At 57.8% G+C, this 25,142-nt stretch carries 20 protein-coding genes; 15 read left to right on the forward strand and 5 right to left on the reverse strand.

Annotation, left to right across the window (positions count from 1 at the left end; translation table 11 throughout):
• The first annotated feature begins 30 nt into the window (after positions 1-30).
• The 3 genes from AB4Y89_RS07800 to AB4Y89_RS07810 all read left to right on the forward strand — a co-directional run bounded on the left by AB4Y89_RS07800 (position 31) and on the right by AB4Y89_RS07810 (position 3,936).
• Entirely contained in the window at positions 31-1,467 is a 1,437-nt protein-coding gene (locus tag AB4Y89_RS07800) for a deoxyribodipyrimidine photo-lyase (protein ID WP_442300356.1), read from the forward strand.
• 74 nt (positions 1,468-1,541) lie between these two features.
• Positions 1,542-2,516 carry an SDR family oxidoreductase gene (locus AB4Y89_RS07805; RefSeq protein WP_442300357.1) on the forward strand — a complete coding sequence of 325 codons (975 nt, stop codon included), beginning with the start codon at positions 1,542-1,544 and terminating at the stop codon, positions 2,514-2,516.
• A 34-nt stretch (positions 2,517-2,550) separates the two neighbouring features.
• Positions 2,551-3,936 (forward strand): nucleotide sugar dehydrogenase, encoded by a 1,386-nt coding sequence (locus AB4Y89_RS07810; RefSeq protein ID WP_442300644.1) that lies wholly within the window; start codon positions 2,551-2,553, stop codon positions 3,934-3,936.
• 61 nt (positions 3,937-3,997) lie between these two features.
• On the opposite strand, the gene AB4Y89_RS07815 is transcribed toward AB4Y89_RS07810, so the two are convergent.
• Positions 3,998-4,717, reverse strand: a complete 720-nt coding sequence (locus AB4Y89_RS07815) for a M15 family metallopeptidase (protein WP_442300358.1) — start codon at positions 4,715-4,717, stop codon at positions 3,998-4,000.
• A 43-nt stretch (positions 4,718-4,760) separates the two neighbouring features.
• Positions 4,761-5,909 carry an acyltransferase family protein gene (locus AB4Y89_RS07820; protein WP_442300359.1) on the reverse strand — a complete coding sequence of 383 codons (1,149 nt, stop codon included), beginning with the start codon at positions 5,907-5,909 and terminating at the stop codon, positions 4,761-4,763.
• Between the two features lie 314 nt (positions 5,910-6,223).
• On the opposite strand from AB4Y89_RS07820, the gene AB4Y89_RS07825 reads away from it, so the two are divergent.
• The 8 genes from AB4Y89_RS07825 to AB4Y89_RS07860 all read left to right on the forward strand — a co-directional run bounded on the left by AB4Y89_RS07825 (position 6,224) and on the right by AB4Y89_RS07860 (position 16,054).
• On the forward strand, positions 6,224-7,729 hold the full coding sequence (locus AB4Y89_RS07825; protein ID WP_442300360.1) for a di-heme oxidoredictase family protein: 1,506 nt from the start codon (positions 6,224-6,226) through the stop codon (positions 7,727-7,729).
• 14 nt (positions 7,730-7,743) lie between these two features.
• Positions 7,744-8,259, forward strand: a complete 516-nt coding sequence (locus AB4Y89_RS07830) for a hypothetical protein (RefSeq protein ID WP_442300361.1) — start codon at positions 7,744-7,746, stop codon at positions 8,257-8,259.
• 364 nt (positions 8,260-8,623) lie between these two features.
• On the forward strand, positions 8,624-10,975 hold the full coding sequence (locus AB4Y89_RS07835) for a winged helix-turn-helix domain-containing protein (RefSeq protein WP_442300362.1): 2,352 nt from the start codon (positions 8,624-8,626) through the stop codon (positions 10,973-10,975).
• A 485-nt stretch (positions 10,976-11,460) separates the two neighbouring features.
• The gene (locus AB4Y89_RS07840) at positions 11,461-13,020 is read left to right on the forward strand and encodes a type VI secretion system Vgr family protein (RefSeq protein ID WP_442300363.1); all 1,560 of its coding nucleotides are present in this window, start codon (positions 11,461-11,463) and stop codon (positions 13,018-13,020) included.
• Positions 13,021-13,022: 2 nt separating this feature from the next.
• Positions 13,023-13,748, forward strand: coding sequence for a hypothetical protein (locus AB4Y89_RS07845; protein WP_442300364.1), 726 nt, complete (start codon positions 13,023-13,025; stop codon positions 13,746-13,748).
• Between the two features lie 7 nt (positions 13,749-13,755).
• Complete coding sequence (locus AB4Y89_RS07850) at positions 13,756-14,361, forward strand: hypothetical protein (RefSeq protein WP_442300365.1); 606 nt, start codon at positions 13,756-13,758, stop codon at positions 14,359-14,361.
• Between the two features lie 29 nt (positions 14,362-14,390).
• Positions 14,391-15,317: a hypothetical protein gene (locus tag AB4Y89_RS07855; protein WP_442300366.1), complete on the forward strand. Its 927-nt coding sequence runs from the start codon at positions 14,391-14,393 to the stop codon at positions 15,315-15,317.
• Positions 15,314-16,054 carry a hypothetical protein gene (locus tag AB4Y89_RS07860; RefSeq protein ID WP_442300367.1) on the forward strand — a complete coding sequence of 247 codons (741 nt, stop codon included), beginning with the start codon at positions 15,314-15,316 and terminating at the stop codon, positions 16,052-16,054. The genes AB4Y89_RS07855 and AB4Y89_RS07860 overlap by 4 nt, the downstream gene beginning before the upstream one ends.
• A 172-nt stretch (positions 16,055-16,226) precedes the next feature.
• On the opposite strand, the gene AB4Y89_RS07865 is transcribed toward AB4Y89_RS07860, so the two are convergent.
• Together AB4Y89_RS07865 and AB4Y89_RS07870 are read right to left on the reverse strand one after the other, a co-directional pair.
• Positions 16,227-17,426, reverse strand: a complete 1,200-nt coding sequence (locus AB4Y89_RS07865) for an NAD(P)/FAD-dependent oxidoreductase (RefSeq protein WP_442300645.1) — start codon at positions 17,424-17,426, stop codon at positions 16,227-16,229.
• Positions 17,387-19,069 (reverse strand): NAD-dependent malic enzyme, encoded by a 1,683-nt coding sequence (locus AB4Y89_RS07870; protein WP_442300368.1) that lies wholly within the window; start codon positions 19,067-19,069, stop codon positions 17,387-17,389. The genes AB4Y89_RS07865 and AB4Y89_RS07870 overlap by 40 nt, the downstream gene beginning before the upstream one ends.
• Before the next feature lie 154 nt (positions 19,070-19,223).
• Between AB4Y89_RS07870 and AB4Y89_RS07875 the strand changes: the two genes are divergently transcribed.
• The 4 genes from AB4Y89_RS07875 (at position 19,224) to AB4Y89_RS07890 (ending at position 24,337) form a co-directional block, all read left to right on the forward strand.
• The gene (locus AB4Y89_RS07875; protein WP_442300369.1) at positions 19,224-20,417 is read left to right on the forward strand and encodes a class I SAM-dependent rRNA methyltransferase; all 1,194 of its coding nucleotides are present in this window, start codon (positions 19,224-19,226) and stop codon (positions 20,415-20,417) included.
• A gap of 372 nt (positions 20,418-20,789) precedes the next feature.
• Positions 20,790-21,173, forward strand: coding sequence for a BlaI/MecI/CopY family transcriptional regulator (locus AB4Y89_RS07880; protein WP_442300370.1), 384 nt, complete (start codon positions 20,790-20,792; stop codon positions 21,171-21,173).
• A 28-nt stretch (positions 21,174-21,201) separates the two neighbouring features.
• Positions 21,202-23,445, forward strand: coding sequence for a M56 family metallopeptidase (locus tag AB4Y89_RS07885; protein ID WP_442300371.1), 2,244 nt, complete (start codon positions 21,202-21,204; stop codon positions 23,443-23,445).
• A gap of 124 nt (positions 23,446-23,569) precedes the next feature.
• Entirely contained in the window at positions 23,570-24,337 is a 768-nt protein-coding gene (locus AB4Y89_RS07890; RefSeq protein ID WP_442300372.1) for a hypothetical protein, read from the forward strand.
• Positions 24,338-24,558: 221 nt separating this feature from the next.
• Here the strand turns inward: AB4Y89_RS07890 and AB4Y89_RS07895 are convergent, their stop codons facing one another.
• On the reverse strand, positions 24,559-25,074 hold the full coding sequence (locus AB4Y89_RS07895) for a GNAT family N-acetyltransferase (protein WP_442300373.1): 516 nt from the start codon (positions 25,072-25,074) through the stop codon (positions 24,559-24,561).
• Positions 25,075-25,142: the final 68 nt, after the last annotated feature.

Below are 25,142 nucleotides of genomic sequence, written 5' to 3' on the forward strand. Positions count from 1 at the left end.
GGCAAAGCTACCTGAAATTGCAGTACACGAATGCGGCCTTCGGGCCGCATTCTTATTGATATGACCGATTTGCTGGAGCTGCCCGACACCCTCAGAGCCATTGCGGAAGACCCGCGTGTGACCGTGCGTCGTTGCGGGATGCCGGACAGGGCTGGAAAATGCGTCGTCTACTGGATGCAGCGCGCTGAACGTGGCGTCGATAATCATGCACTGGATACGGCAATCGATCTGGGCAACGAACTCGGCCTGCCGGTCGTGGTGTACTTCGCCGCGATCTCGAACTTTCCGCATGCCAACCTGCGCCATTACTCCTTTCTTAACCAGGGACTGCGCGATGTTGAGCACGACCTGACGGAGCGCAATGTCAGCTTTGTTGTTCGCCGTCCCCCGCATGAGGATCACCTGAAGTTCTTCGCTGAGGCGAAGGCCGCCATCGTCATCGGAGATGAGAACCCGATGCGTGCACCAGAGAGCTGGCGCAGGCATATTGCACGGCATATCGATATGCCGTTCTGGACGGTGGATGCTGATGTGGTGGTGCCTTCGCGATTGCTGGAAAAAGCTCAATACGGGGCCTATACGCTGAGGCCGCGCGTACAAAAGTTATGGCCGCATTTCCTGAAGCCCTACCGAAATCCCACTGCGCAGCATGCCTGGAGGCATCCACGCGGACTGCAAGCGGAGAATCTAAATCTCGACATCACGCGGGGATGGAGAGACCTGGACCGCAGCGTCCTTCCCGTCGAGGAGTGGACCGGAGGAACACGTGCGGCGATGAAACGGCTGCGGCACTTTGTGCGGGAGATGCTCGCAGGGTATGAGCACGACCGCAATCATCCGGAGCTGGATGGCAGCTCACGGCTTTCGCCATACCTGCACTTTGGCCACATCGGGCCGCTGGCAATCGCGCTTGCCGTGCAGGAGGCGGTGAAGAAAGAGCCTGGGTTGAAGTCCGCCCGCGACAGCTACTTCAATGAGCTTCTGGTGTGGCGGGAGCTGGCGATCAATTACTGCTGGTTTCAGCATGACGTTTACGATTCGGACGCCGCAGCGGAGAACTGGGCTAAGCAAACGATAGTGGAGCATGCCAGGGACGAACGGCCGCACCTGTATTCCCTGGCGCAACTGGAGGCTGCCCAGACCCACGACGACCTGTGGAATGCGGCACAGCGCCAGATGCTTGACTTCGGCTGGATGCACAACGTCATGCGCATGTACTGGGCGAAAAAGATCCTGGAATGGTCGCCGAGCGTGAAGATAGCGGTGCGGCGAGGTATCCATCTCAACGACAAGTACTTCCTCGACGGGCGCGATCCGAATGGATACGCCGGTATCGCCTGGGCGATGCTGGGAAAGTTCGACCGGCCATGGAATGAGCGGCCTATCTTTGGGAAGATCCGGTATATGTCGCGCGAATCTACCGGGCGAAAGTTCGACTCGAAACGATATATCCGGCAGATAGGGTAGAAAATTCGGACCAGGTGCTATTTCATTACCGAGTCGAAGAAGCAATAATTGCGTTTAAGGGTTTATCGGTCATTATGGCGAAGTATCTGATTACAGGAGCTGCCGGCTTTATCGGATCGCATCTGACGGAAGCGTTAGTTGCCCGTGGAGAGCAGGTCCGGGCGCTCGACAATTTTGCTACGGGACGGCGCGAGAATCTCGCGCCGGTGATGGATGGGATCGACTTCGTCGAAGCCGACCTTTGTGACGCGGATGCCGTGATGAAGGCGTGCGAAGGCGTGGACTACATCTTTCACGAGGGGGCTTTGCCCTCGGTGCCGCGCTCGGTTAAGAAGCCGCGGCCAAGCCACGAAACCAATATCAACGGCACCTTCAATCTGTTGGAAGCGGCGCGCGCGAACAATGTGAAACGCGTGGTCTATGCCGCTTCGTCATCCGCATATGGCAACCAACCCGGATTCCCTCGGGTTGAGACCATGAAGCCGCAGCCGATTGCACCGTATCCAGTGCAGAAGTTGGCAGGTGAGCTCTACATGCAGAGCTACTGGCAGGTCTATGGTCTGGAGACGGTGTGCCTGCGCTACTTCAATATCTTTGGTCCGCGTCAGGTGCCGGACTCGCCGTACTCCGGTGTGATGGCGAAGTTTACGCTGCAGATGATGCAGGGCGAACGGCCGGTGATCTTTGGTGATGGCGAGCAAGGCCGTGACTTTACCTACATTGATAACGCTGTCCATGCCAATCTGCTGGCGATGTCCGCTCCGGCGGAGAAGGTTGCGGGACGGGTTTTCAACGTCGCGTGCGGAGAACGGCACACTCTCAATGAGACTTATGCCGTCATCGCGCATCTATTGAACTATGCTGAGCCCCCTCAGTATGGGCCGGAGCGCACCGGAGATGTCCGTGACTCACAGGCAGATGTCACTGCCGCCCATGAAGCCTTTGGCTACACCCCGATCGTTGGGTTTGAAGAGGGACTGCGACGCACCGTTGCCTGGTATTTGAGTAGTGCGTACTCCTCAAATACCGAAGAACTCATAAGAAGTTAGAGGGAGATTCTGGTACGTGACTCCACTTCACATCATCCGTAAGGCGGTCGCACCCGAAGCTGCGACACTTGATGCATGGAAAGATCGTATTGCCAACCGCGAAGCGAAGGTAGGAATTGTAGGTCTCGGCTATGTTGGTCTGCCGCTGGCTCTACTATTCAGTGACGAACGTTTTGCGGTTACCGGGTTTGATGTCGATCCGCTGAAGGTCGACTTTCTCAACAAGGGCAAATCGTACATTCACCGCATTGAGGCGGAGAGCATTCAGGCAGCGCAGAAGAACGGCTTTGTCGCGACGGCTGATTTCTCTGAGGCCCGTTATCTCGACGCAATTCTGATCTGCGTTCCGACGCCGATTGACGACCACAGCGCTCCGGACATGAGCTACGTCGTCAACACCATTGAGGCGCTGGCGCCCCATCTTCACGCCGGTCAGCTGGTGGTGCTGGAGAGCACGACTTATCCGGGAACGACGGAAGAGATTATTGCTGCCACCATCGACCGCATCGGCGAAGAGACCGATGTGCAGGTGCTGCGTGACCGGCACTCGCAAGCGGCGGAGACGCCGCAAGAGCTGGATGGCGTGATGGTTGCCTTTTCGCCAGAGCGCGAGGATCCGGGCAATACCGATGTGGAGCGCCACGACATCCCCAAGGTGATCGGCGGTATCGATCGTCGTGCCTCTGAGGCTGCCGAGGTCCTCTATTCCAGCATCTTCCGGCGCACGGTACGCGTTTCTACACCGGCAACGGCCGAGATGACCAAGCTGCTCGAAAACATCTACCGTTGCGTGAACATCGCCATGGTGAACGAGCTCAAGCAGCTTTGCATGCGCATGGGCATCGACATCTGGGAGGTGATCGATGCGGCGGCGACCAAGCCCTTTGGCTTCCAGGCCTTCTATCCTGGTCCCGGTATCGGCGGCCATTGCATCCCTGTCGATCCGTTCTACCTCTCGTGGAAGGCGAAGGAGTATCACTTCTCGACACGCTTTATCGAGCTTGCCGGTGAGGTGAATCGCAGCATGCCGGAGCATGTGATCCGCAGCGTGGTGAATGCGCTGAACGATCAGGGCAAGTCCATCAAGGGCGCAAAGGTGCTGATGCTCGGCCTTGCGTACAAGAAAGATATCGATGACCTGCGCGAATCGCCTTCGCTGCCTATCTACGAGATGCTGGAGAAGAAGGGCGCCGAGGTACGTTACAACGATCCCTACTTCCCGCGCGTGGGATCAGGGCGTAAGTACTGGCTGAACACCGAGAGCGCTCCTCTGGAGAACCTCGACCAGTACGATTGCGTGGTGATCGTGACGGATCACTCCGCCTACGACTTCGAGAAGATCGTTGCCGAGTCCAGGCTGGTGGTCGATACACGCAATGCGACGCGTGGCATTCGTTCCCCGAAGATCTATCACTGCTAAGGCCGCAGCAGGTTGAAATAGGAGATGCGACGGCGAAGGCCGTCGCATTTTCTTTTGCTCTCTAGTTTCCGAGTGCTTCGAAGGGACGATTCAGAATTGGATATTGCTTCCAGTCTTTGTAGTCGAAGTGCCACCACTCCGTTGGATTGACCTGAAATCCCTGCTTCTCCATCGCATGACGCAGAATGCTTCGCCGGCTGCGTTCCTCTTCGGTTCCGCCGGTGTAATTGGCATAGGCGCGTTCGGTCATCTCGTCGTAGCCGCTAGGCATGGTGACCTCCGTGCCGGTTTTGAGGTCGTAGAGCGAGAGATCGATGGCGCAGCCTCGGTTATGTTTTGAGCCGGCTTTGGGATCGGCGACAAAGATCTTCAGGTTATCCGGTGTGGCGTCCCAGAAGATGCGGGTGATGTACCAGGGCCGGTAGCCATCGTGGATGATGAGGCCATAACCCAACGGCCGCAGTTCCTGACTTGCACGCACGAGCGCCTCCGCCGCTGGGCGTTGTAGAAAGGCGCGCGCCTGTGTGTAAACCGGTGTGCCCAGGAAGTTATTCGCGGTGGCGTAACGGATGTCGAGCTTGATCGTCTGGTCGAGCCGCACCAACTCGGCAAGGTCTGGTTTTAGGAAGTCGCCTTCCTCATGGGGAGGCTGGGTCGCCAATGCTTCCTTGCGGAGCTCTTCGACCGGACGCAGAGGCGTGATCTTGAAGACCGGTGATTGAGCCAGCGCCGAGGTCAACGCGAGCACGCAACAGGCAGCCCACCACGGAGAGCATTTCATGATTCAGATAGTGTCATGGCATAAGCGCGAGAGCAATGCGGGTTCAGGAAGCCCTTGCGAGGAAGCGACGGCTGAGCCAACGGCGGACCGGTTCGTCATAGAGCTTCAAACAGGCATATGCGATCGACACTGCTGCAATCAGAAGGACTACTCCCCAGATCGCTCCGCGAGCAGGCGGGATTTTCTCCTGCACTACCCACGCGGTATAGATGTAGATCAGCGGATAGTGCGTGATGTAAAGCGGGTAAGAGAGGTCTCCGAAGAAGCGGGCGATGCGGATGGATGGGCCATCGACACGCTTTTCTCCAGCCCCAATCGCGACGATGATGGGGAACACGACGACAACGCACAGGAGATCGTAGATCCCGTTGACCCAGAGATGTTGTGCTCCGCCCAATCGCGGAAAGGCAAGCGCTGCTATCAGAAGCAGCGTGCAGATGCCGAAGGGGGCCCGAGTATGAATTCGCTTTCCCACACGCATCAACAGCATGCCTGCAAGGAACGGGAACAATAGGCGTGCGAAGCCGATGTGAAGCTGCGCCGCATTGATTGACCAGCCGCCGATCAGATCGCCACGCGGCCCGAAGATCGCGACCTGTCCAAGAAAGATTCCTGCGAATAATACAAGTACCCACAGCACTCGATTCGAAAGCTTTCGAAGACCAAGCGCATACAGAATATTCGCGATGTACTCGAAGAAGAGTGACCATGCGGGACCGTCGAGCGGATGCATCTCGCTCCAGCCGCGAATATCCAGGGAGACCGGCAATGGAAGCAGCGTGCAGCCCAGCAGCATAACCAGCAGCATCTTCGAGACCGGAGTGGAGTTCACCAGCGGAAACATGCTGCCGCCCTGGAAGTAGAAGAGGGCCGCGCCGATCAAACTGCCCATTACGACCATCGGCTGCAGCCGGATCAGGCGCCGCTTATAAAACTCCCACTGGCCCATGCGGCTCCAGCGATCGTCATAGGCGTAGGCAATGACGAAGCCGGAGAGTAGGAAGAAGAAATCGACCGCCAGATAACCATGGTTGATGATCTGCTTGATCGGATTTCCATCCGCATATGCCTCGAAGGTGTGGAAGATCACGACCATCAGGGACGCGACACCCCGCAAGCCGTCCAGGACGATGTAATGACTTTTCGCGGGTGCAATGGCCGTTGTGGACGTCGCGGTTAATGTCGTATTCATTCGGCGTGTTCCATGGTTACATACGTAATCGGAAACCGGCCAGAAAAACCGGCAGATGTAAGTTGATGAAAAAGCAGGGCCGAGTGGTCCATCACAAAAAGCTAAGACTTTCCTCGTAATCCCCGATGTAGGTGAGCCCCTATAGTCGGGCTGAACCACAACAGGTTTCGCATCTCTCTCCACACAACACATGGGCAATCTGCGTTCGGCACCTACGCGGAGATTCCGCCATGCGCTGCCGGCCTTGCGTCGGCTGGAGAAAGCGCAAATTTTGACTCCAGGAAAGTTGAACGATCGAAGGCAGGTCCATCCCCATGACTGATATTCGTAGACCGTTTGTAGTACTTATTTTCCTTGTTTCCCTCAACCTTCATGCCCAATTTCGCGAGTTCTCATTCCGAGCGAAAGATCCGGGCCCACGCCCCAACCCAACTTCTGCCATTCCCAACCCGGTAGCCGGGCTCAACGCAAACGAAATCTCGCTTTTTGCCGAGAGCCTGCTGCGCGTCTCGGAACTTGAAGGCACCTGTGACACGTGTGCGCAGCAGCCTCAGGGAGTTCTTCCGGTCGACCCGGACCCGCAAAATCCGTTTTCTCCCCTCGCTATGGTCAACTCGGCTGGTATGGGACCGAGATTCAATGCCGATCAATGCTTCATCTGCCACTTCCAACCGATGATTGGCGGCAGCGCTACGCGGAAGAATGTTGCGTTTACGGTCGCGAACCGCATGGGTGCGACCAATACGATTCCAACCTTTGAAGAACGGGACGGAGCTTTCCGTGAAGTGCGATTCAAGTTCAACACCGACGGCAGCAGAGACGGCGGTGTCCATCAGCTGTTCACGGTAGCAGGGCGCTCCGATGCACCTGCGTGCAAACTCAAACAACCGGACTTTGACCACGAAATTCGAAGGAACAACCTTTCCTATCGCATCCCGCTGCAGCTGTTCGGTCTGGGCCTGATCGAATCGATTCAGGATTCGGCGATTCGCGCGAACATGAACTCCGATCGCGACCTGAAGCGCTTTCTGGGAATTGAAGGCCATCCGAACATAGTTCCCAACAACGGAACCATCAGCCGGTTTGGCTGGAAGGCGCAGAATGCTTCTCTGACCGTTTTTGCGGGAGAGGCTTACAACGTGGAGATGGGCATTAGCAATGATCTTTTCCCCATCACTCACTCTGAGGACAGCGAGTGCAACCTCTCCTATGAGCCTTTCGATGTGCCGCGCACTGACGATCTCTCGTACAACAATCCGCTCAAGATCATGCCGGCGTGGCTGATGTTTACCGAGTTCATGCGCTTCGTTGACGCTCCCTCGCTCGGCGCGCAGACTGAGTCGGCAAAACGAGGTGAGAAACTCTTCCGCGAAGTCGGATGCGCTTTATGCCATACACCTTCCTTTGAAACACCGGGTGTGGCGAATCCTGGATCTCCTTCGGAAGAGATCGGTCCCCAGACGGTCGCTCTCCGGGGCCGGAAAGTTAATCTTTACTCGGACCTGTTGGTGCACCACATGGGTGCAACTCTTGCCGACAATATCGTGCAGGGTGATGCCGGTCCGGACGAGTTCCGCACGACGCCACTCTGGGGACTAGGCCAGCGCATCTTCTTTCTCCACGATGGACGTACCGACGATCTCATGGTGGCCGTTCAAGACCACTTCTCTCATGCTGGCTCGGATGGAGGCGACAATCCATCCAGAGACCGCGATTCCACGCGCTACGCTCCCTCGGAAGCGAACACGGTAGTTCGACGGTTCAATGGGCTCTCAGAGAGAGACAAACAGTCCGTTCTGGACTTTCTGCGGTCACTGTAGAGGGAGAAATGGGCATGAAACTTACCCATATCGCTACGATGGCGGTGCTGCTGGCGTGCTCCACGATTCTCTGCGCCGTGGATCCATTTCTTGGAAAGTGGATCATGGACACAAAAATGTCAAAGTATACGGTCGGCCTTCCCGAGGCCATGACCATCGAAATGAAGGAGACGAAAGAAGGGGTGCATTACCACTCGGAGACGCATCTGAGGGACGGTATCTCTTTCACCGCAGATTACGTTGCCCGATATGATGGACGACCGGTGATCGTGTCTGGCGGGAAGGGCATGCTCCTGCCAGTTTCAACAAAGCGCGTTAGCCCTTCTGAAGTGATTGCGCAGTACACCCGTGGGGGACGGGCGGTGGCGACAAGCCACCGCGCTGTCTCACCGGATGGTCAGACGATGACAATCACGACGACCTCTACCGACGGAAGCGGCAATGCCGTCACCAATGTCGGGGTCTACCGTAAGACAATCCAGTCAAAGAGCGCCGCGCGCGTGGATACGTCTGCGCAGGAGCTGCACTAGGGCGTAACAATCCTGGATGGAAGCCAGGGCGCGCAGGTAGGAACAGGTGGCCAGGAGAAATCCTTCCAACCTTACGCGCGCCCTGTACCTTCTCATCTGTAGCGAGCAGGCGGCTCACCGGCACTCATCTCAACTGACATATCACGCGTGCATGAGTTGCCCACGACGCGGCCGGCCCTACGGGCTTGTCTGATCTCCAGATACATCCAATTCATTCAGGACACCCAAGGAACCAAACAAACCCTGGCGAGGTTGTTCATTGTTTCAACACAACTGGAGGTGAGGAGAATCCGTCGATAGTAATCTGTCCCCGATGGTTTGAAAAAGACCAGGCTTCGCATAATCCCTTGTCCGTTCCAGGGGCATGGAGTCCGCAGAGGTGATTGTGCTTTATCTGTTTGACGACTATGAGCTTAGTGAGCAGGACTTTTCTCTCAGCCGTCGTGGGGAGCGGATGTCGGTTGAACCCAAAGCGCTTCGGGTTCTGTTCCTGTTAGTTGCCGCTCCAGGAACGCTCCTTGAAAAAAAGACGATCCTGGGAACGGTCTGGAAAGACACCTTTGTCGAAGAATCGACCTTGACCCGGGCGATTGCCATACTCCGGAAGCAACTGGGCGATGATCCTAAGGCTCCGAAGTACATTGAGACGGTGCCGACACTTGGGTACCGTTTCATTGCGCAGGTGAGAACGGCGGATCCGTCCAGTCCTGCCTCTAACGAAGTACGTGAGCACGATGAGCCCGAGGCGATCGCTGCTGAAGAGCTTCCAAAGGCGGGCGGAGGCGAGAGCACTTTGGCAATGTCTCACTCCGCCAGATATGCGCCTCGTCGCATCTGGATCTATGGTCTCGCGGTAGGTCTATGCGTGACTGCAATTGTCTTTTTTACAAGACAGGCGCGCAACGAGATGCCCAGGCTCAGTACGAAGAGCACCCTGGTGCTGGCCGATTTTATAAATACAAGCGGGGAGGCGGTATTTGACGACGCGCTGCGGCAAGGCATGATCGTTCAGCTCGAGCAATCGCCTGTCATCCGGCTGGCGAGCGAGGCTCAGATTCGTAAGACCCTGGGATTGATGGGAATGAAACTTGATAGTCCCCTCCCTCCTGAGCTGGGCCGGGAGATCTGCCAACGTATCGGGGGAGACGCCGTGTTGGAAGGATCGGTCGCGCGTCTGGGTAATGAGTACATCCTGGGCCTGCGGGCGAGACGATGCAGCACGGGAGAAGAGCTCGACGCTGAACAGATCCAGGTGAAGCGAAAAGAAGATGCTTTACAGGCTCTCGGGGAGATGGCCGCAAAGTTTCGTGCTCGGATTGGCGAGTCAAGAGCATCGATCGATCAACTGGACATCCCGCTGCCTGAAGCGACGACCTCATCGCTCGATGCGCTCAAAGACTTCAGCCAGGCCACAAGGCTCTTCAATAGCAGAGGGAGCAGAGCGGCTATTCCACTCCTGATGCACGCCACAGAGCTGGATCCCCAGTTCGCGGTGGCCTACGTATGGCTTGGACGGATGTATGCCGATCTCGGTGAAGAGGTTCCGGCAATGCAGGCCACCCAGAAGGCTTATGAGCTGAGGAACAGGGCCAGCGATCGAGAGCGGTTTTTGATCGATGTGTCCTACGACCTGCTGGTTTCGGGGAATCTGGCCCGCGGTAAGGAGACGTGCGAGGCCTGGGAACAGATGTATCCTCGCGACGTCTATGCCCACAGTTTCCTTGCAGGTGTGATTTATCCCGCTTACGGCCAGTATGAGAAGGCGCTGGAGGAGAGCAATCAGACGATTGAGATCGATCCCGATTTTGTCATTGGTTATCGCAATGCGGCTCTGAACCTGATTGCGACCGGAAAACCGGACGACGCGGGCAGGGTTCTGCAGCAGGCCTCAGCGAGAAAGCTGTTTCTTCCCAGTTTCGTCACAGATGCATATCGGATGGCCTTCCTCGAGGGCGATGAAGATGGCATGAAGCGCGCTGTGCAAGCTGCACCGGCCAATCCCTCGCTTCTTGGCTATGAGGTAGCGACGCTATCCCTGACGGGGCGCCTCTCCGAGGCGCGTGACCTCTCAGGACGGGCCACCAGCTTAGCGAGACAGTCATCCAGGCATGACACAGAGGCCCAGTTGCAGATTGCGGAAGCAATTCCGGAGGCCCTGTACGGGCGTTCACAGTTCGCGAAAGGCCAGCTCCGGAGTGCTCTTCGCATCTCCACGGCTAAGAGCGTGGAATATGGTGCGGCCTTCGCGTCTGCGATGGTGGGAGAAGCGTCAGAGGTATCGAAGCTGGTGAACGATCTCACCAGAAGATTTCCTGACGACACCTTAGTGCGATATGACTATGTGCCAACTATCGAGGCGGCGCTGGCGCTCTCTCAGAATCAGCCACAGAAGGCGATCGGCCTTCTCCAGGAGGTTACGCCTTTTGAGCTAAGCCAGCCGCTTCACTCAGTCTATATTCGCGGCCAGGCGCTGCTCGCCATGCATCGCCCCCAGGAAGCAATTGTCGAATTTCGAAAGATTATCGATCACCCTGGTCTGGTCATGAACGACCCCTTATTGAATATGGCAGAGCTGGGTCTGGCAAGGTCATATGCAGCCGCTGGTGAAAAACAGAAGGCTCAGCTGAGTTATCAGGCTGTGCTGCAGCGCTGGCGTAATGCGGATTCCGATTTCTCTCTATGCCGGCAGGTGAAGAAGGAATCTGCCGGCTTGTAGTTACGGATGGGTCGAACTCAATGCTGCTCTCGATATCAACTTGCCGAATTATGCGGATGCGATCGTGACTACGGATGAGATCGTGGAGGTAGTCTCCGTCCTCTAGGACAATCACCAGGAGAACGACTCGCAGGAACTCATGATCTGGAAGGTTTGCAATACTGGCAGCCCACTCCCCGCCCATGAAGGCGGAGAGTGATTTTTTGATGAATTCAAGGGTGCCCCGGGATGAGTTCATTATTATTTAATGGCAAATCGTACTGGGCTTCGTGGATTGCGATTGGAGATGTGAAATAGACTGATCGAAATCGACCGAGTTCCCCCGAACTCGGCATCAAACTGGCTAGAGCATTTTTCCTGTTGCCGGGTATCCCGCAAGTGGCGTGCAGCGGCGTTTTCATTGCAGAAAACGCCCATAGATGCACAAGCCCTGCCCGACACCTACAGGAAAAATGCTCCAACGACCGCAACCGAGGAGCTCCCCCATGGCTTTACCCTCCGTTGAGATTAGTGACGGCCTGCTGCAGGACTCTATTCTCACGTCAGTCGATGTGGTGCAGGAGTTGAACCAGCACTGGTGGTGCACCATTGCCTGCCGTCAGACCGAAGACAATCGTCTATCCGTGGAAGATCTGCTTGGGAAGACGATAAAAATCACAACCACCGATGAGGACGGCACGAAACACGTCCACTTTTCGGGTTTTTTCTATGATGTTCGCCTGGTGTATGAGATCTGGGGAAGCTATACGGCTTACCTGATGGCAGTAAGCACCAGCTACAAGCTCGATGTGACGGAGCGCAAGCAGTACTTTCCTGCGCAGACGCTTTCATCGATTGCGGGTACCATCGGCGGCCGCGATGGCATTCCAGTAAGCGTCAATGCGGGCGACGGTTCTCCGCTGAACTACGTGCAGTATGGCGAGACCGATTTCTCGTTCCTGAACCGTATCGTCGATGACTACGGAGCATGGCTTCGCCCGAACGAGACCGGCGTCGAGATCTTCAACAGCTTCCGTAGCGGCAGCTCGATCAACTGGAGAGAAGAAGGCGGACTGACCGGCTTCAGTCTGCAGGGCACACTCTCGCCAGCAAGCTTTTGCGGCTCGCACTATGACCACCACGTCATGCAGTCGAATACCTTCAATAACGTATCGAAGGCGCCGCAGTTCTATGATGGAGCTCAACGGCTTACCAGCGCGGTGCAGTCGGCATCGCAGAAGCTGCCTCCGGGTTTCGAACCGCAGCGGGCTCGAGCCGTTACGCTGGATCACTACAACGATCAACTGCAGGCGGAGAGCGAGCGCTCGATTGGCAGTGCCATTACCGGACGCGGGCAGTCGCGCAATCAGACGCTGTTAGCCGGCAACACCGTGACGATCAGCGGCACTCTGGATGCAAAGGGCACCTACGGCCTGGTGCGTGTGGAGCATAACTGGACTCCCCAGGGCTATAGCAACAGCTTCGTGTGCACGCCGTGGAAGGAGTATCGCAATCAGCATGCACCGGTCGCCCGCACCTGGAACGGAATCGTCCCGGCACGTGTCGTCGATCACAACGATCCGAAGAAGATGGGCAGAGTCAAGGTCCAGTTCTTCTGGCAGGAAGACGGCTCGACGCACTGGGCACGAACAACCAGTCCTCACGCCGGCCCTGGCCGCGGGTTCATGTTCATGCCCGAAGTCGGAGACGAAGTTGCCGTGGCCTTTGAAGACGGTGATCCGGAGCGTCCGGTCGTAATTGGAGCTCTATGGAACGGTGTGCATGAGCAGCCGCGCGATGCGTTCTTCGGTGGCGAGATTCCTAACAACGACATCAAGCGCCTGATGACCAAGAGCGGAAACCGCATCCAGTTCATTGACAAGCAAGGCAAGGAGTCTCTGGTCATGGCCACGCCGAATAAGCTGCGTATTGCCATGCTGGAGAACACCGATGAGCATGGCCGGTCCACGATCCTGGTGCACTCCGAAGATGGAGATATCTGCCTGAGCGCACCGAATGGCCAGGTCCACATCCGCAGCAAGTTCTTCACCAAGGAGACCAATTAATCATGGCGCCTGTCATGGATACCTCCATCAAGATTGGTACGAGAACCTATGGGACAGACGATGCAAAGCTGCCGACCATGGGAGCAAGAATCCCCTTCAGCGGCTCTCCGGCATTTCAGGAATGGGATGAGGTTACCGGAAATGTCCTGCGTGAGATCAGGGGCAATTTGAACTATTACCAGACCGGAGACATGACCAGTATCTTGTCCGGCACGCTGAATGAGACCATCACTACCGATCACAATTACACGCTGAATGGAAATCTCACATCGACGGTGGTTCAGAGTACGAATGTGAGCCACTTCGGCCCGCACATGCAGCTCAATGGCAACACCAGAACGGAGCACTTTACCGGCGTAACGACGCGCAACTACCAGGGAGACCTGGTCGAGACACACCCCGAGTCGTGGCTTCAGTCGTTCAAAGACTGCTTCCATCGCTATGATCTGCGGGTCACGTTGTATGACATCGCCAAGTTGGACGTCTGCACCACAGCTACCACGATCAACGGCGCCAAGTTCGATCTCAGCATGTGGAAGGGCGACATCTCTGTCTTCCGAATGGACACGAAGGCAATCGATGTGAAGATCGCAGCGATCAAGACCGCGATCCGTTTGACCTCGGCAAAGCTGATGGTAACGGGCGCTCTGATCGCGATGCTTCGCTTCGGAACTCCATTCAAGCCGAACGCACTGCCCGCCCCCACGCCAATCACCCCCTTCGATTGAGGAGTACATGGGTTTTTCCTGGTCATCAGCAATCCAGATTCTGCACGCGAGAAACGGCGATCTTATCCTGCACTTTCCGCCGGAGTATCTCGTCGCAATCCCTCTGGCGGTTATCGGATTTCCTCTGGCGATTATCTTTGCGATCCTGATCAAGCAGACCGGCTTCAAGCCGGTCTCGATCTTGTTCCTTGCCGGGTTCATCCCGTTTGTGCTGTGTCTCTACACGGTTACGCAGACCTCCACGCTGATGTTCTCCAGGGCAGACCACAACCTGGTCATCGAAGATCACGCATTCTTCCGGACGACGAAGACCGTCTATCCACTCACGGCTGTCGATCATGCTGAAGTCGCACAGGACGATGGCCGAAGCCGCATGCTTTATATCGCGCTGACCTCGGGAGATCGTATTCCTACGGGCAGCGGCTGGACATCGCGCAATGGCCACTTCCAGGCGGCCAATGCGGCAAACCAATTCCTTTTGCAGGTCAAAGGAAGTGCGCAGCCAACCGGCATGCAGGCGCCCACGCCGAACCGCGGTGTAAGTGCGGACGAGGCCGGGAAAGCCTTCATCGAGCAAACCATCAAGGCACAGAAGCAGGCAAAACAACAGTAGGTTCAGTTTTGGGGAATCAGTGATCTTCGATGAATCCAGAGACGACGAAGAAAGAGCCTCGTAACCGCCTCAATCCCATTCCCGAGCAGGGAATGCTTCCCATCAGAAAGTCGCATGAAGTTACTGTCTGCTCTCTCTACTGGCTTCCGGTCAGCAACACACCGGTCTACGGCAGAGAGCTACAGTGGCTGCACCGATTCTTCGATGAGCTTCACGCCGTGTTGGCGAAAGACGGCAGGCTGAGACAGGAGAGCTTCCTGCAGATGAAGCTCACAGCGCCCCAGGGCCACCTGAAGGAGACGCTGCATCGACACCAGATCAAGCTGATACCGTTGATGGGACTTGGACGAAAGCCGAACGGCAAGCTACCGCCGATTCCTACCGAAGAAGACCTCGACGCGGTTATCAAGGGCAAAGCGAAGTTCGATTTCAATGAACACGTCGCCGATTACATGTTCTGGTTTCTGCACCGGGATGAGCAATGGAAGCGCGAACTATTCCTGGGGAACGGTGGATATACGATGATCTATCTTCCTCCCGACCCCGCGACTACACCTCCACCGATTCCGGATTATCCGGCCGTTCGTGAGATGCCCGCCTTCAAACACTTCGACACCGATGCGTTGTGGCAGGCGACCTTCCTGCTGGGAGACGCCTTCCGGGAGAAGAGCAAACAGGTGTTCGGCAAAGGGCTCGAAGACGAGGCCTCCTTCGACGGCCTGACCTTCATCATTCCGTACTGGAAGGCAAGCGACTTCCTGGCTGCCACGCCCGATGATCTGGCTCAGTGGTTTGAGGTCTTCGATGTCTTTATTGCGGAGAGCCCGGATGACCGAGGAATTCTGTTCGCCAGCAAAGAGAGCCTCGATGAGGTGCTGACTGAGATTCTGGAGAAGATGCGCCAGGACGGAGAACCGCATCCGGTGTTTGACCTGGAAAGGAAACAGCCGCAATGAAACCACAGTGGGAGATCGAACAGCTTCCTATCGTTGACCGCGGCCCGGAGGAACTATCAGCTCTTCGCATCGAATGCAGGTTTCCTCTTTCGGATGAGGAGCGAATGGGCCTGATCGATCTTCTTTCCGGGTGTCAGCACTGGATGGAACGGCAGCAGAGCAAGCTGATGCGCCGGGAGATCCTGATCCAGATGACACAGTTGCCTCGGCCCGGGGGCGCAACTCTTCTGAGCCGTAACAGCTCGAAGTGGATCCCCAGCCTCGCTATGGGAGTGTGGCCTGACCGCGAGCCACCACGTTCGATGACGAAGCGGGACTTCACGCATCGTCTGCCGGGTCAAAAATTTCCAACGCTCTCCCATGAGGTGCGCCGGATCCTTGCCAAGGATGAAGATGCTCGCCTGGATGTGGAAGAGCAGATGGCAGACTCCGGAGCACTGCTGGAGATTATTGCTTCAGAAGGATGGGCAGAGCGAGACGCGCGGCAGATTTCGACGTGGCTGAAAGGCAAGATCGACGACGATGTCTATCGCAGCTATCCGTTCTATGTTCCTCTGCTGGATGCGGAGACACTGATTCGGTTATCGAAAGACGAGCGCGATGCCTGCCTTGCGGGGATCTATCTCTATCTGCGGGAAGATCCTGACGATGAATCTATCTTTCTGGTTGCGCGAGCCTCATTTGAAAAGGCGCTGGAGATGATTGATAGCTGCATGAAGGCTACGGCGACGCGCTGAGGTAGTTGAGCATCTTCCCGATGTGAGACCGCTTTTGTTTACTTTCCCCGAGCTGGACAGCATGATTCGAGCTTCGCTCGACGTCCCACCCATTGCTTTGCAATGGATGGGGCACCCAGGGTATTGGTTACCGAATTTGTCGAGCCTGGTTATGAGATGAATGATGTGCCATCTACAACGCTCGTCCCGCGGCTGCGCCCGAAGCCCAGGCCCACTGGAAGTTGTAGCCCCCGAGCCAGCCAGTAACATCGACAACTTCGCCGATGAAGAAGAGGCCGGGCACGTTGCGTGCCTGCATGGTCTTTGCATCGAGGTCGTCGGTGTCGATGCCGCCTGCTGTGACTTCTGCTTTCTCGTAGCCTTCGGTGCCGGCGGGCATGATTTCCCATTGATGCAGCCCCTGCTCACTTTCTTCCAGGGCGGCGTTGCTCCACTTCTGCTGCGGATGCGTTGTTATCCACCGGTCAGCCAGCCGCTGTGGAAGAGCAGCATACAGTGCCTGACGCAGTGCGGTTGTGTCGCGCCCACTTGGAGATGCCTGCAATGCTTCGAGTACCTTCTTCCCTGGAGCCATGTCGAAGTGCAATGCGCTGCCGGGCTGCCAGTAGGAACTGATCTGCAGCACGGCCGGCCCGCTTATGCCACGATGCGTGATCAACAGCTTCTCCCGGAAACTGCGTTTGCCGGCATAGGCAATCACCTCGGCGGAGAGCCCGGTGAGATCGCACCATTGCTTCGTATCGTTTGGGTTGAAGACCAGCGGCACCAGGCCGGGGCGGAGGTCGCGCACACGCAGACCGAACCGACGGGCGATGTCATAGCCGAAGCCGGTTGCACCGATCTTGGGAATGGAAAGGCCGCCGCTGGCGATGACCAACGATGGCGCGTGGAACTCTCCCCGATTGGTGCGCAGCGTAAAGGAATCGCTGTGCTGTACCTCTTGCACGGCGGTGTCGGCCTGGATGGTGACTCCGGCTTCCGTGGCTTCCCGCTCAAGCAAAGTGACGATCTGCTGCGCTGAGCCATCGCAGAAGAGCTGGCCGAGCGTCTTCTCGTGATAAGCGATGCGGTGCTTCTCCACCAGAGCGATGAAGTCACGTGGTGTGTAACGCGCAAGAACAGACTTGGCGAAGTGCGGGTTCGCGGAGAGATAGTTCTCCGCACGAGCGCCGACGTTGGTGAAGTTGCAGCGCCCGCCGCCGGAGATCAGAATCTTGCGTCCAATGCGCTGCGAGTGGTCGAGCACAAGCACACGTCGGCCTCGTTTGCCGGCTTCGATCGCGGCCATCATGCCGGCGGCTCCGGCACCGACGACGATGGCATCCCACGCGGCTATTTGCGCCTCCGGTAGGGCATGTAGACCGGTTCCCAGACATGCTCGCGTAGAGCCTTTTCGAAGGCATCGCCTTTCACGGCTGCGAGGCCTTCCTGTTGAGCTTGCATACCGACAGCGCGGGCGATGGTGGTCGAGACCTCGCGGATGCGGCTCATCTCCGGCAGCAGGCATGCACTCTGATCGCTGCAGGAAGGAGTCACCGACGCCAGGGCTTTTGCGGAGGCCATGATCATGCCGTCGCTTACCTGCTTGGCGCGCGACATGATGATGCCAAGCGCGAGACCGGGGAAGATGTAGGAGTTGTTGGTCTGTGCGACGCGATAAGGAGCTCCGTTGTATTCCACTGTGCCCCACGGACTGCCGGTGCCAATGATGGCGCGTCCATCCGTCCAGTGCAGCAGGTCGAGCGGCGTGGCTTCAGCACGTGAGGTTGGGTTTGAGAGGGGGAAGATCGCAGGCCGTGCGACATGCCTCGCCATCTCACGCACGATGGTCTCGTTGAAGGCGCCGAACTGGCCAGAGACTCCGATTAATACCGTGGGCTTCGCGTTGCGGACGACATCTTCAAGGCTGATAAAGGCGGAATCGTTGAGTTGCCAGTTGGCGAGAGCGGAGCGCGATTGTGCGAAGGCCTTCTGGTCATCGCGCAGATGGGGTGTGTCTTCCAATACAAGGCCGCCGATATCGACAGGGAAGAAACGGCTGCGTGCTTCAGCTTGCGAAAGCCCCTGGTCCTGCATGGCCTTTGCTAGCAGTTGTGCGATGCCGGTGCCTGCGGAGCCGAAGCCGAAGATCGCGACACGCTGATCGCGTAGCGGAATGCCGGTGAGCGAGGAGCTGGCGAGAATGGTGGCCGTGGAGACGGCCGCGGTGCCCTGGATGTCGTCGTTGAAGCTGCAGACCTTCGTACGGTAGCGTTCAAGCAAGCGGCTGGCGTTGTTTCCGGCAAAATCCTCCCACTGCAGCAGAACATGAGGCCAACGGCGGCGTACGGCGCGAACGAACTCTTCGACGAACTCGTCGTACTCTTTCCCGCGAATACGGCGGTTCTTCCAGCCGATATAGAGCGGGTTGTCGAGGCGGTCCTGGTTGTCGGTGCCAACGTCGAGAAAGACAGGCAGACACCACATGGGATGGACGCCGGCGAGCGCGGTGTAAAGCGCCAGCTTGCCGATGGGGATGCCCATGCCGCCGGCGCCCTGGTCTCCCAGACCAAGGATGCGCTCACCATCGGAGACGACGATGCAGCGGATGTGGTCGTAGCGCGGGTGAGAGAGGATCTGCGCGATGCGGTGCTTGTTGGGATAGCTGAGATAGACGCCGCGCGGCGTGTGATAGTGCTCCGAGAAGCGCTGGCAGCCCTCGCCTACGGTGGGTGTGTAGACGATCGGGAGCATCTCCTCGATGTGGTGGGAGACCAAGGCATAGAAGATGGTCTCGCTGTGGTCCTGCAGGTCGCGCATGAAGACGTACTTTTCGAGATTGCTATTCAACGCCCGAAAGGCCTTGATCCGGCGCTCTACCTGCTGGTCGAGGGTTCCGATTTGAGGCGGCAGAAGGCCGTGAAGAAAGAACTCGTCGCGCTCGGCTTCGGTAAAAGCGGTGCCCTTGTTCAATGCCGGGCTGTTCAGCAGACCAAAGCCGGTGAGGGAGGTGTAGATCGTTTTGTCCTGCGCCATAGGTCCTGGGGTTGATTCTAGAGCGTTTCCCTGTTGCTGGGTATCCCGGGAGGGTGTGCCGTCGCGTTTTCATTGCGGAAACGCCCATGGATGCGGAAACCCTACATTACACCCACTGGGAAAATGCTCCATGCTCCTATGCGACGATTAAGGGGTGAAGCAACAGTCGTTTATCGCCATCTCCCGCCGCGCCGCCGATCGCATTCGCGAGGGCCACGTGTGGGTCTACAGCTCTGATGTGCAGTCTCTCCCTGAGGGCATCGCGCCCGGCGCGGTGGTCGCCGTGGCCGACAATCGCGGCATTCCGCTCGGGTCAGCCATCTACAGTGCAGCGTCGCAGATTGCGCTGCGCATGGTCTCTACTGACCCGGCATTGGACCGTGCCGGATACCTGGCGCTGGTGCGTGAGCGTGTGCGTGCATCGGTCTCGCGTCGTGAGGGCCGGGCTGCATGCCGGTTGATCTTCAGTGAGGCGGATGAGCTTCCCGGGATTGTGCTCGATCGTTACAACGATCTCGCGGTGCTGCAGTTATTGACACAGGGAACAGCGCAGGCGGACCTTCGCGATGCAGTCGTGGAAGTGCTGCGTGAGATCGAGAGTATTGGAACCATCGTCGAGCGGCCTGATCCGCGTGTGCGTGAGCTGGAGCAGCTCGCACCGGCTCCGGCCGAGGCGATCTTCAATCGCGGCGAGGCAAAGCTGGCGACCGTTTTTGATCTGAATGGATTGAAGTTTCATTACGACGCCAATGCGGGGCAGAAGACGGGAGCGTTTCTCGATCAACGCTTGAACTATGCCGCGGCAGCGAGCTACGCACACGGACGTGCGCTGGATGTCTGTACCTACCAGGGCGGCTTTGCGTTGCACCTGGCGCGGGTGTGTGATGAGGTCACGGCTGTGGACCAAAGCCGTGCGGCCCTGGAGGTTGCTGACCGCAATCTTGAGTTGAATGCGTCGCAGATACGGAAGCCTGTTGAATGGATCGAGGGCGACGCCTTTGCGCTGCTGCGCGAGTACGATGCCGCGAATGAACGTTTTGACACCATCGTGCTCGACCCACCGGCGTTTGCGAAGACACGGCGTGCGGCTGAGGGTGCGATGCGCGGTTACAAGGAGCTGAACCTGCGGGCTCTGCGCATGTTGAAGCCTGGTGGCGTGCTGGTGACGTGTTCATGCTCGCACCATGTGCACCTGGAGGATTTTGTGGCCACGGTCGCGGCGGCCTCTGCCGATGCAAAGCGGCGGGTGCGGCTGCTGGAGACTAGGGCGGCGGCTCCGGATCATCCGGAGGTGCTGACGCTGCCAGAGACGCGGTATTTGAAGTGCTTGATTACAAAAGTGGACTGAGAGCCACGCATTGGGTGCCCCATGTCCCTGGTCACCAACGAACTTGTTCGTTGGGGTGGTGTCCCTCGGGGACATGGGCATCGCGCTACGCGCGACCTGTCTTTCTGACTGAGTCACCAAGGATGTTGAGTGAGAAACAAATTTCTCCGCTTCTCATGGTCGATCCACTCCAACCAGCAAGCTGGCCGGCGTCCCCGATCACTACCAAAATGACAAACAAAAAGACGGTTCGCGCGTAGCGCGAATGCCCAGGTCCCTTAGGGACCCGGGGCGCCCGGCGTATGGGGAATTTCTGCACCCTTTTTCGTGCATATAATTTCGTACGAAGTTTTTCGTTGACACGTACGAACGGGTTCGTATAACGTTCTTCCCATGATGAAGAACAGGGAGACACCCAAACCGACCGAAGGCGAGCTTGAATTGCTGACGATTCTCTGGAATCGTGGTCAGGCCACGGTTCGCGAGATCTTCGAGGACGTGAATGCGCAGCGTCCGGTGGTCTACACTGGCGTGCTGAAGTTGATGCAGATCATGACCGAGAAGGGTCTGGTCACGCGCGATGAGAGCGAGCGCGCTCATGTGTATAGCGCAGCGATCAAACGTGAGGATGCGCAGCGCCGTTTTATGCGTGAGCTGAGTCAGCGCTTCTTCGCCGGAAGCGCGGCACAGCTCGCACTGCACGCACTGGAGATGGAACAGGCCAGTGAAGAAGAGCTGGACGAGATTCGCAAACTTCTAAAGCGCCGCAAAAAGTAAGTCAGAGCAACGGCGAGAGGGGCGACCGATGAGATTGATCGACAACGGAACCATGGTGGCGCTGGGCTGGACTCTGCTGCACTTCTGCTGGCAGGGAACGGCGATTGCGATGTTCTACAGCATTGCCGACCGCCTGACGCATAAGGCAGGAGCAAACACGCGTTATCTGATTGCACTTGTTGCTACGCTGCTGATGCCGCTGGCAGCCATCGCAACCTATGTCGATCAGTCACGGCTGGTGGTGCACATCTCGCACGACGGGCAGACGGTCGCCGCGTCCCAGCTGGGAGCGTTTCACGAGGCGATTGTGAAGGAGATTCCGGTCGCCGTGCCGGTTGTCCAGGAGAGCGAATTGTGGATCGCCTGGAACGCTGACCGCATTCTTCCCTGGATCGACGGCATCTGGATCGGTGGCGTATTGCTGCTCGCATTGCGTGCCGCAGGTGGATGGTGGCAGTTGGAGCTGGTGCGGCGGCGTGCCACTGGGCTGGTTCCGGCGGAGCTGGAGCTTATGTTCCAGCGCATCAACCGGCAGCTTCGCACGGGCCGCAACGTCGCCCTGCGCTTCTCCGACGAGGTACTGTCGCCACTGGCAATGGGAGTGTGGCGTACGGCCGTGATTCTGCCGGCAAGCATCCTGGCGCAGCTCGAGCCGGAGGAGCTTGAGTCGGTGCTGGCGCATGAGCTGGCACATATCCGCCGATGGGACTACGCGGCAAACCTGCTGCAGACAGCCATCGAGAGCCTGCTCTTCTTCCATCCGGCGGTTTGGTGGATCAGCCGCCGCGCGCGGGATCTGCGTGAGGTGTGCTGCGATGCCGTGGCGGCGCAGACCTGTGCCGATCCGGTGGTCTATGCCCAGGCTTTGCTACGCCTGGAAGAACAGCGTACGGAGCGGCTGCGGCTGGCTGTGGCGCTCAATAACGGACAGACGCCGCTGCTGGGCAGGGTGAAACAGATTCTGGGAGAGGGACGACAGATGGAGGCAGGAATGAAGAGTGGGGTACAGGCCGCAGTGGCCGGAGCCGTGGTGGTGGGACTGATGTTGGCGCCGAAGATGGCGCAGGGACTGAAGCAGCAGGCGAAGATCGTTCCGATCCCGGCGCCTCTGATGGCTGAGAACATTGCCGCTCCGCAGACCGCGCCTACGCCGGTAGCTACACCGAGGCCTGTGGCGGCGCCGGCACCAGCCGCCCAATCCAATCCCACACCCGCAGCGCAACCGAATCCTGCGCCCGACCCGATGGGCGACATTGCTCCGCAGGTCAACTCGGCAATCCAGGTCGCTGTTACTCCGGCTGTCAATGTCGCGGTTGCCGCGAATGTGGCCCCGGTCGTCTCCGCTGCACGCAGGGCGATGTTTCAGGATGCCGTCAAGGGCGGCGGCGCCGCCTACCTGCAGCAGATGAAGGACGCGGGATATCCGCTGGACCTGGATAAGGACCTCGACCAGATCATCTCGATGCGGTCGGTTGGCGTGACGCCGGAATACGCCAAGAAGATGGCGGAAGCCGGCTACGGCACGCCTTCGCTGCATGATCTGGTAAGCCTGAAGTCGGTTGGCGTTACCCCGGAGTATGCCAAGTTAGTGGCGGACTCGGGTTACGGCAAGCCCACGCTGCACGATCTGGTCGGCATGAAGTCGGTGGGTGTGACACCGGAGTATGCAAAGTCCATCTCGCAACTCGGGATCGGCACCCCGAACCTGCATGACCTGGTAGCACTGAAGTCGATGGGAGTCTCACCGGAGTATGTCGCCGAGTTGAAGAGCTCCGGCATCCCACCTGCGTCGCTACGCGATGTGATCTCTGAGAAGAGCCTGGGGATTACCGGCGACTATGCCAAGCAGATTGCCGGTATGGGCTATGGTTCGCCGACCGTGCATGATCTGGTCGCATTGAAGTCCATGGGCATTACTCCGGAATACGCGGCCGGCTTGAAGAACTCGGGAATCCCGGTGCAGAACCTGCATGATCTGGTTTCCATCAAGTCCGTTGGCGTGACTCCGGAGTATGCCAAGAGCATGGCGGCGGCTGGCTTTGCCGACCTGGATGCCCACCAGCTGGTCTCGCTCAAGGCCCAGGGCGTGACGCCGGAGTACACGCGCTGGGTGAAGCAGACCTTCCCCAACGCGGATATGAAGACGATTCGCGAGGCTGCCAACTTTCACATCGATGAGGCCTTTATCGCCAAGGCCAAGTCGCACGGCTTCAACAACACCTCGCTGGACAAGCTGGTGAAGCTGAAGATCAGCGGACTGCTCGAAGACTAAAGGAGATTTTCCCTGAGGGCGTAGTCAAGAGCTTCCACATCCATGGCGTTTTCCTTAATGAAAACGCCGCAGCACGCCCTTTCTGGGATGCCCAGTAACAGGGAAAACTCTCTAAGGAGACACCATGAAGACGCTTACACTCACGCTCCTCATCCTGGGGCTGGCGGCGGCGCACGCCCAAACACGGACCGGTGTGTGCATGCTTTCGCCTTCGGAGAAGCATCCGGATCAGGTCTCGTTTCTGATCAACCGCACAGACTGCGAGGGCGACGGCGGCTGTGGAACCTCGAACTCCAGCATGGGTTGGGAGCGCTGGGGCATTACGCGCGATCTCCTGACCCAGGAAGGTACGCCGGTGGATGCTCGTCTGCATGCAGACGCAGGAGAGATGCGGTGCAACGGTGTCGTGCATGATGGCATGCTCGCGGGCCGCTATACGTTTACCCCCAACACGGACTACGCGCGCCAGGTGCGTTCCCTTGGTCTGGAGGGAGAGATTCCCGACAAGCGCCTGGAAGGTTTTGCGATGCTGGACGTTTCCATTGCGTGGATCAAGCAGATCCAGGCGACCGGGGTCACGGATCTCACTGCAAACCACCTGATGGGTCTGCGGGCCTTGCATGTCGATCCTGAATACATCCGTGCGATCGCAGCCGAAGGATATCCGGAGTTACGCGCGAATAAACTGACGGAGATGAAGGCTGTTGGCGTCACGCCGGAGCGCATCCGCGAGATCAAGTCGATGGGGCTTAATCCCAACGACAGGGAATTGATCGAGATGTGCGTCTTTCATATCGATAAGCCATTTATCGAAAAGATGAAGGCGAGGGGGTTGAAAGACCTGACGGTTTCCAAGCTGGTGAAGATCAAGACCTTCAAGCTGGATGAGTAGGGTGGGAGCCGTGGCCTTCAGGCCACGGCTCCCACTGATTCGAGCTTCGCTCGAATAGTTTCACGTGCGTGGTGTCTGAACGCAAAAAATTGGGCCTCAGCTTTTGGCTGAAGCCCCTCAGGAAGGTTGGGTAGAGGAGCAGTCGTTCTCCTCTACCCTTAACCCGGCGAACGAGTTCACCGGGATGCCGGTCACCTTGGCGTAATCCCGCGAAATTTGATTTAGAAGACCAGCTCCATGTGCACGTTTGCGCGCGCATAGGGTGATGTCTTCACTCGATCCGGTGGAAGATGACGGAAGCCGACCGCTTCGTAGAGATGCACGGCGTTCTCGAGCTTCGCGTTGCTCTCGAGAAAGAGCTTCTTCGCCTTCAGGACATCCCGGGCATATCCAACGGTTGCGGTGAGCAGCCTGCGGCCCATGCCGCGTCCCTGCCAGCAGTCATCGATGGCCATCTTCGCCAACTCGAAGCTACGCGCTTCCTGCATGGGTACAAGAGCTACGCAGCCGAAGACTGCGCCATCCTCTTCCACGCATAGAATCTGTCCGCCTGGGTTCAGGATGTGCGTATGTGGATCGTCCAGCGTCTCGTAGTCGTGATCTTCCATCGTGAAGTGTTTGCTGATCCAGTTCTCGTTCAGAGAGCGGAAGGCAGCTTCGTCTCCAGGTTGGAAGGTACGGATGGTTACTCGCCCGCGTTCGACGGGGAGATCGGCCAGCAGCAAAGCGCCCTGCATGGGGTCACCTCCAGTACGTCTGAGTCTTTCGCCCCATGTGCGATATGTCCAATATCCTGTTTATCCAC

Source organism: Terriglobus sp. 2YAB30_2 (genome assembly GCF_052114765.1).
In the GTDB taxonomy this organism is placed as follows: domain Bacteria; phylum Acidobacteriota; class Terriglobia; order Terriglobales; family Acidobacteriaceae; genus Terriglobus.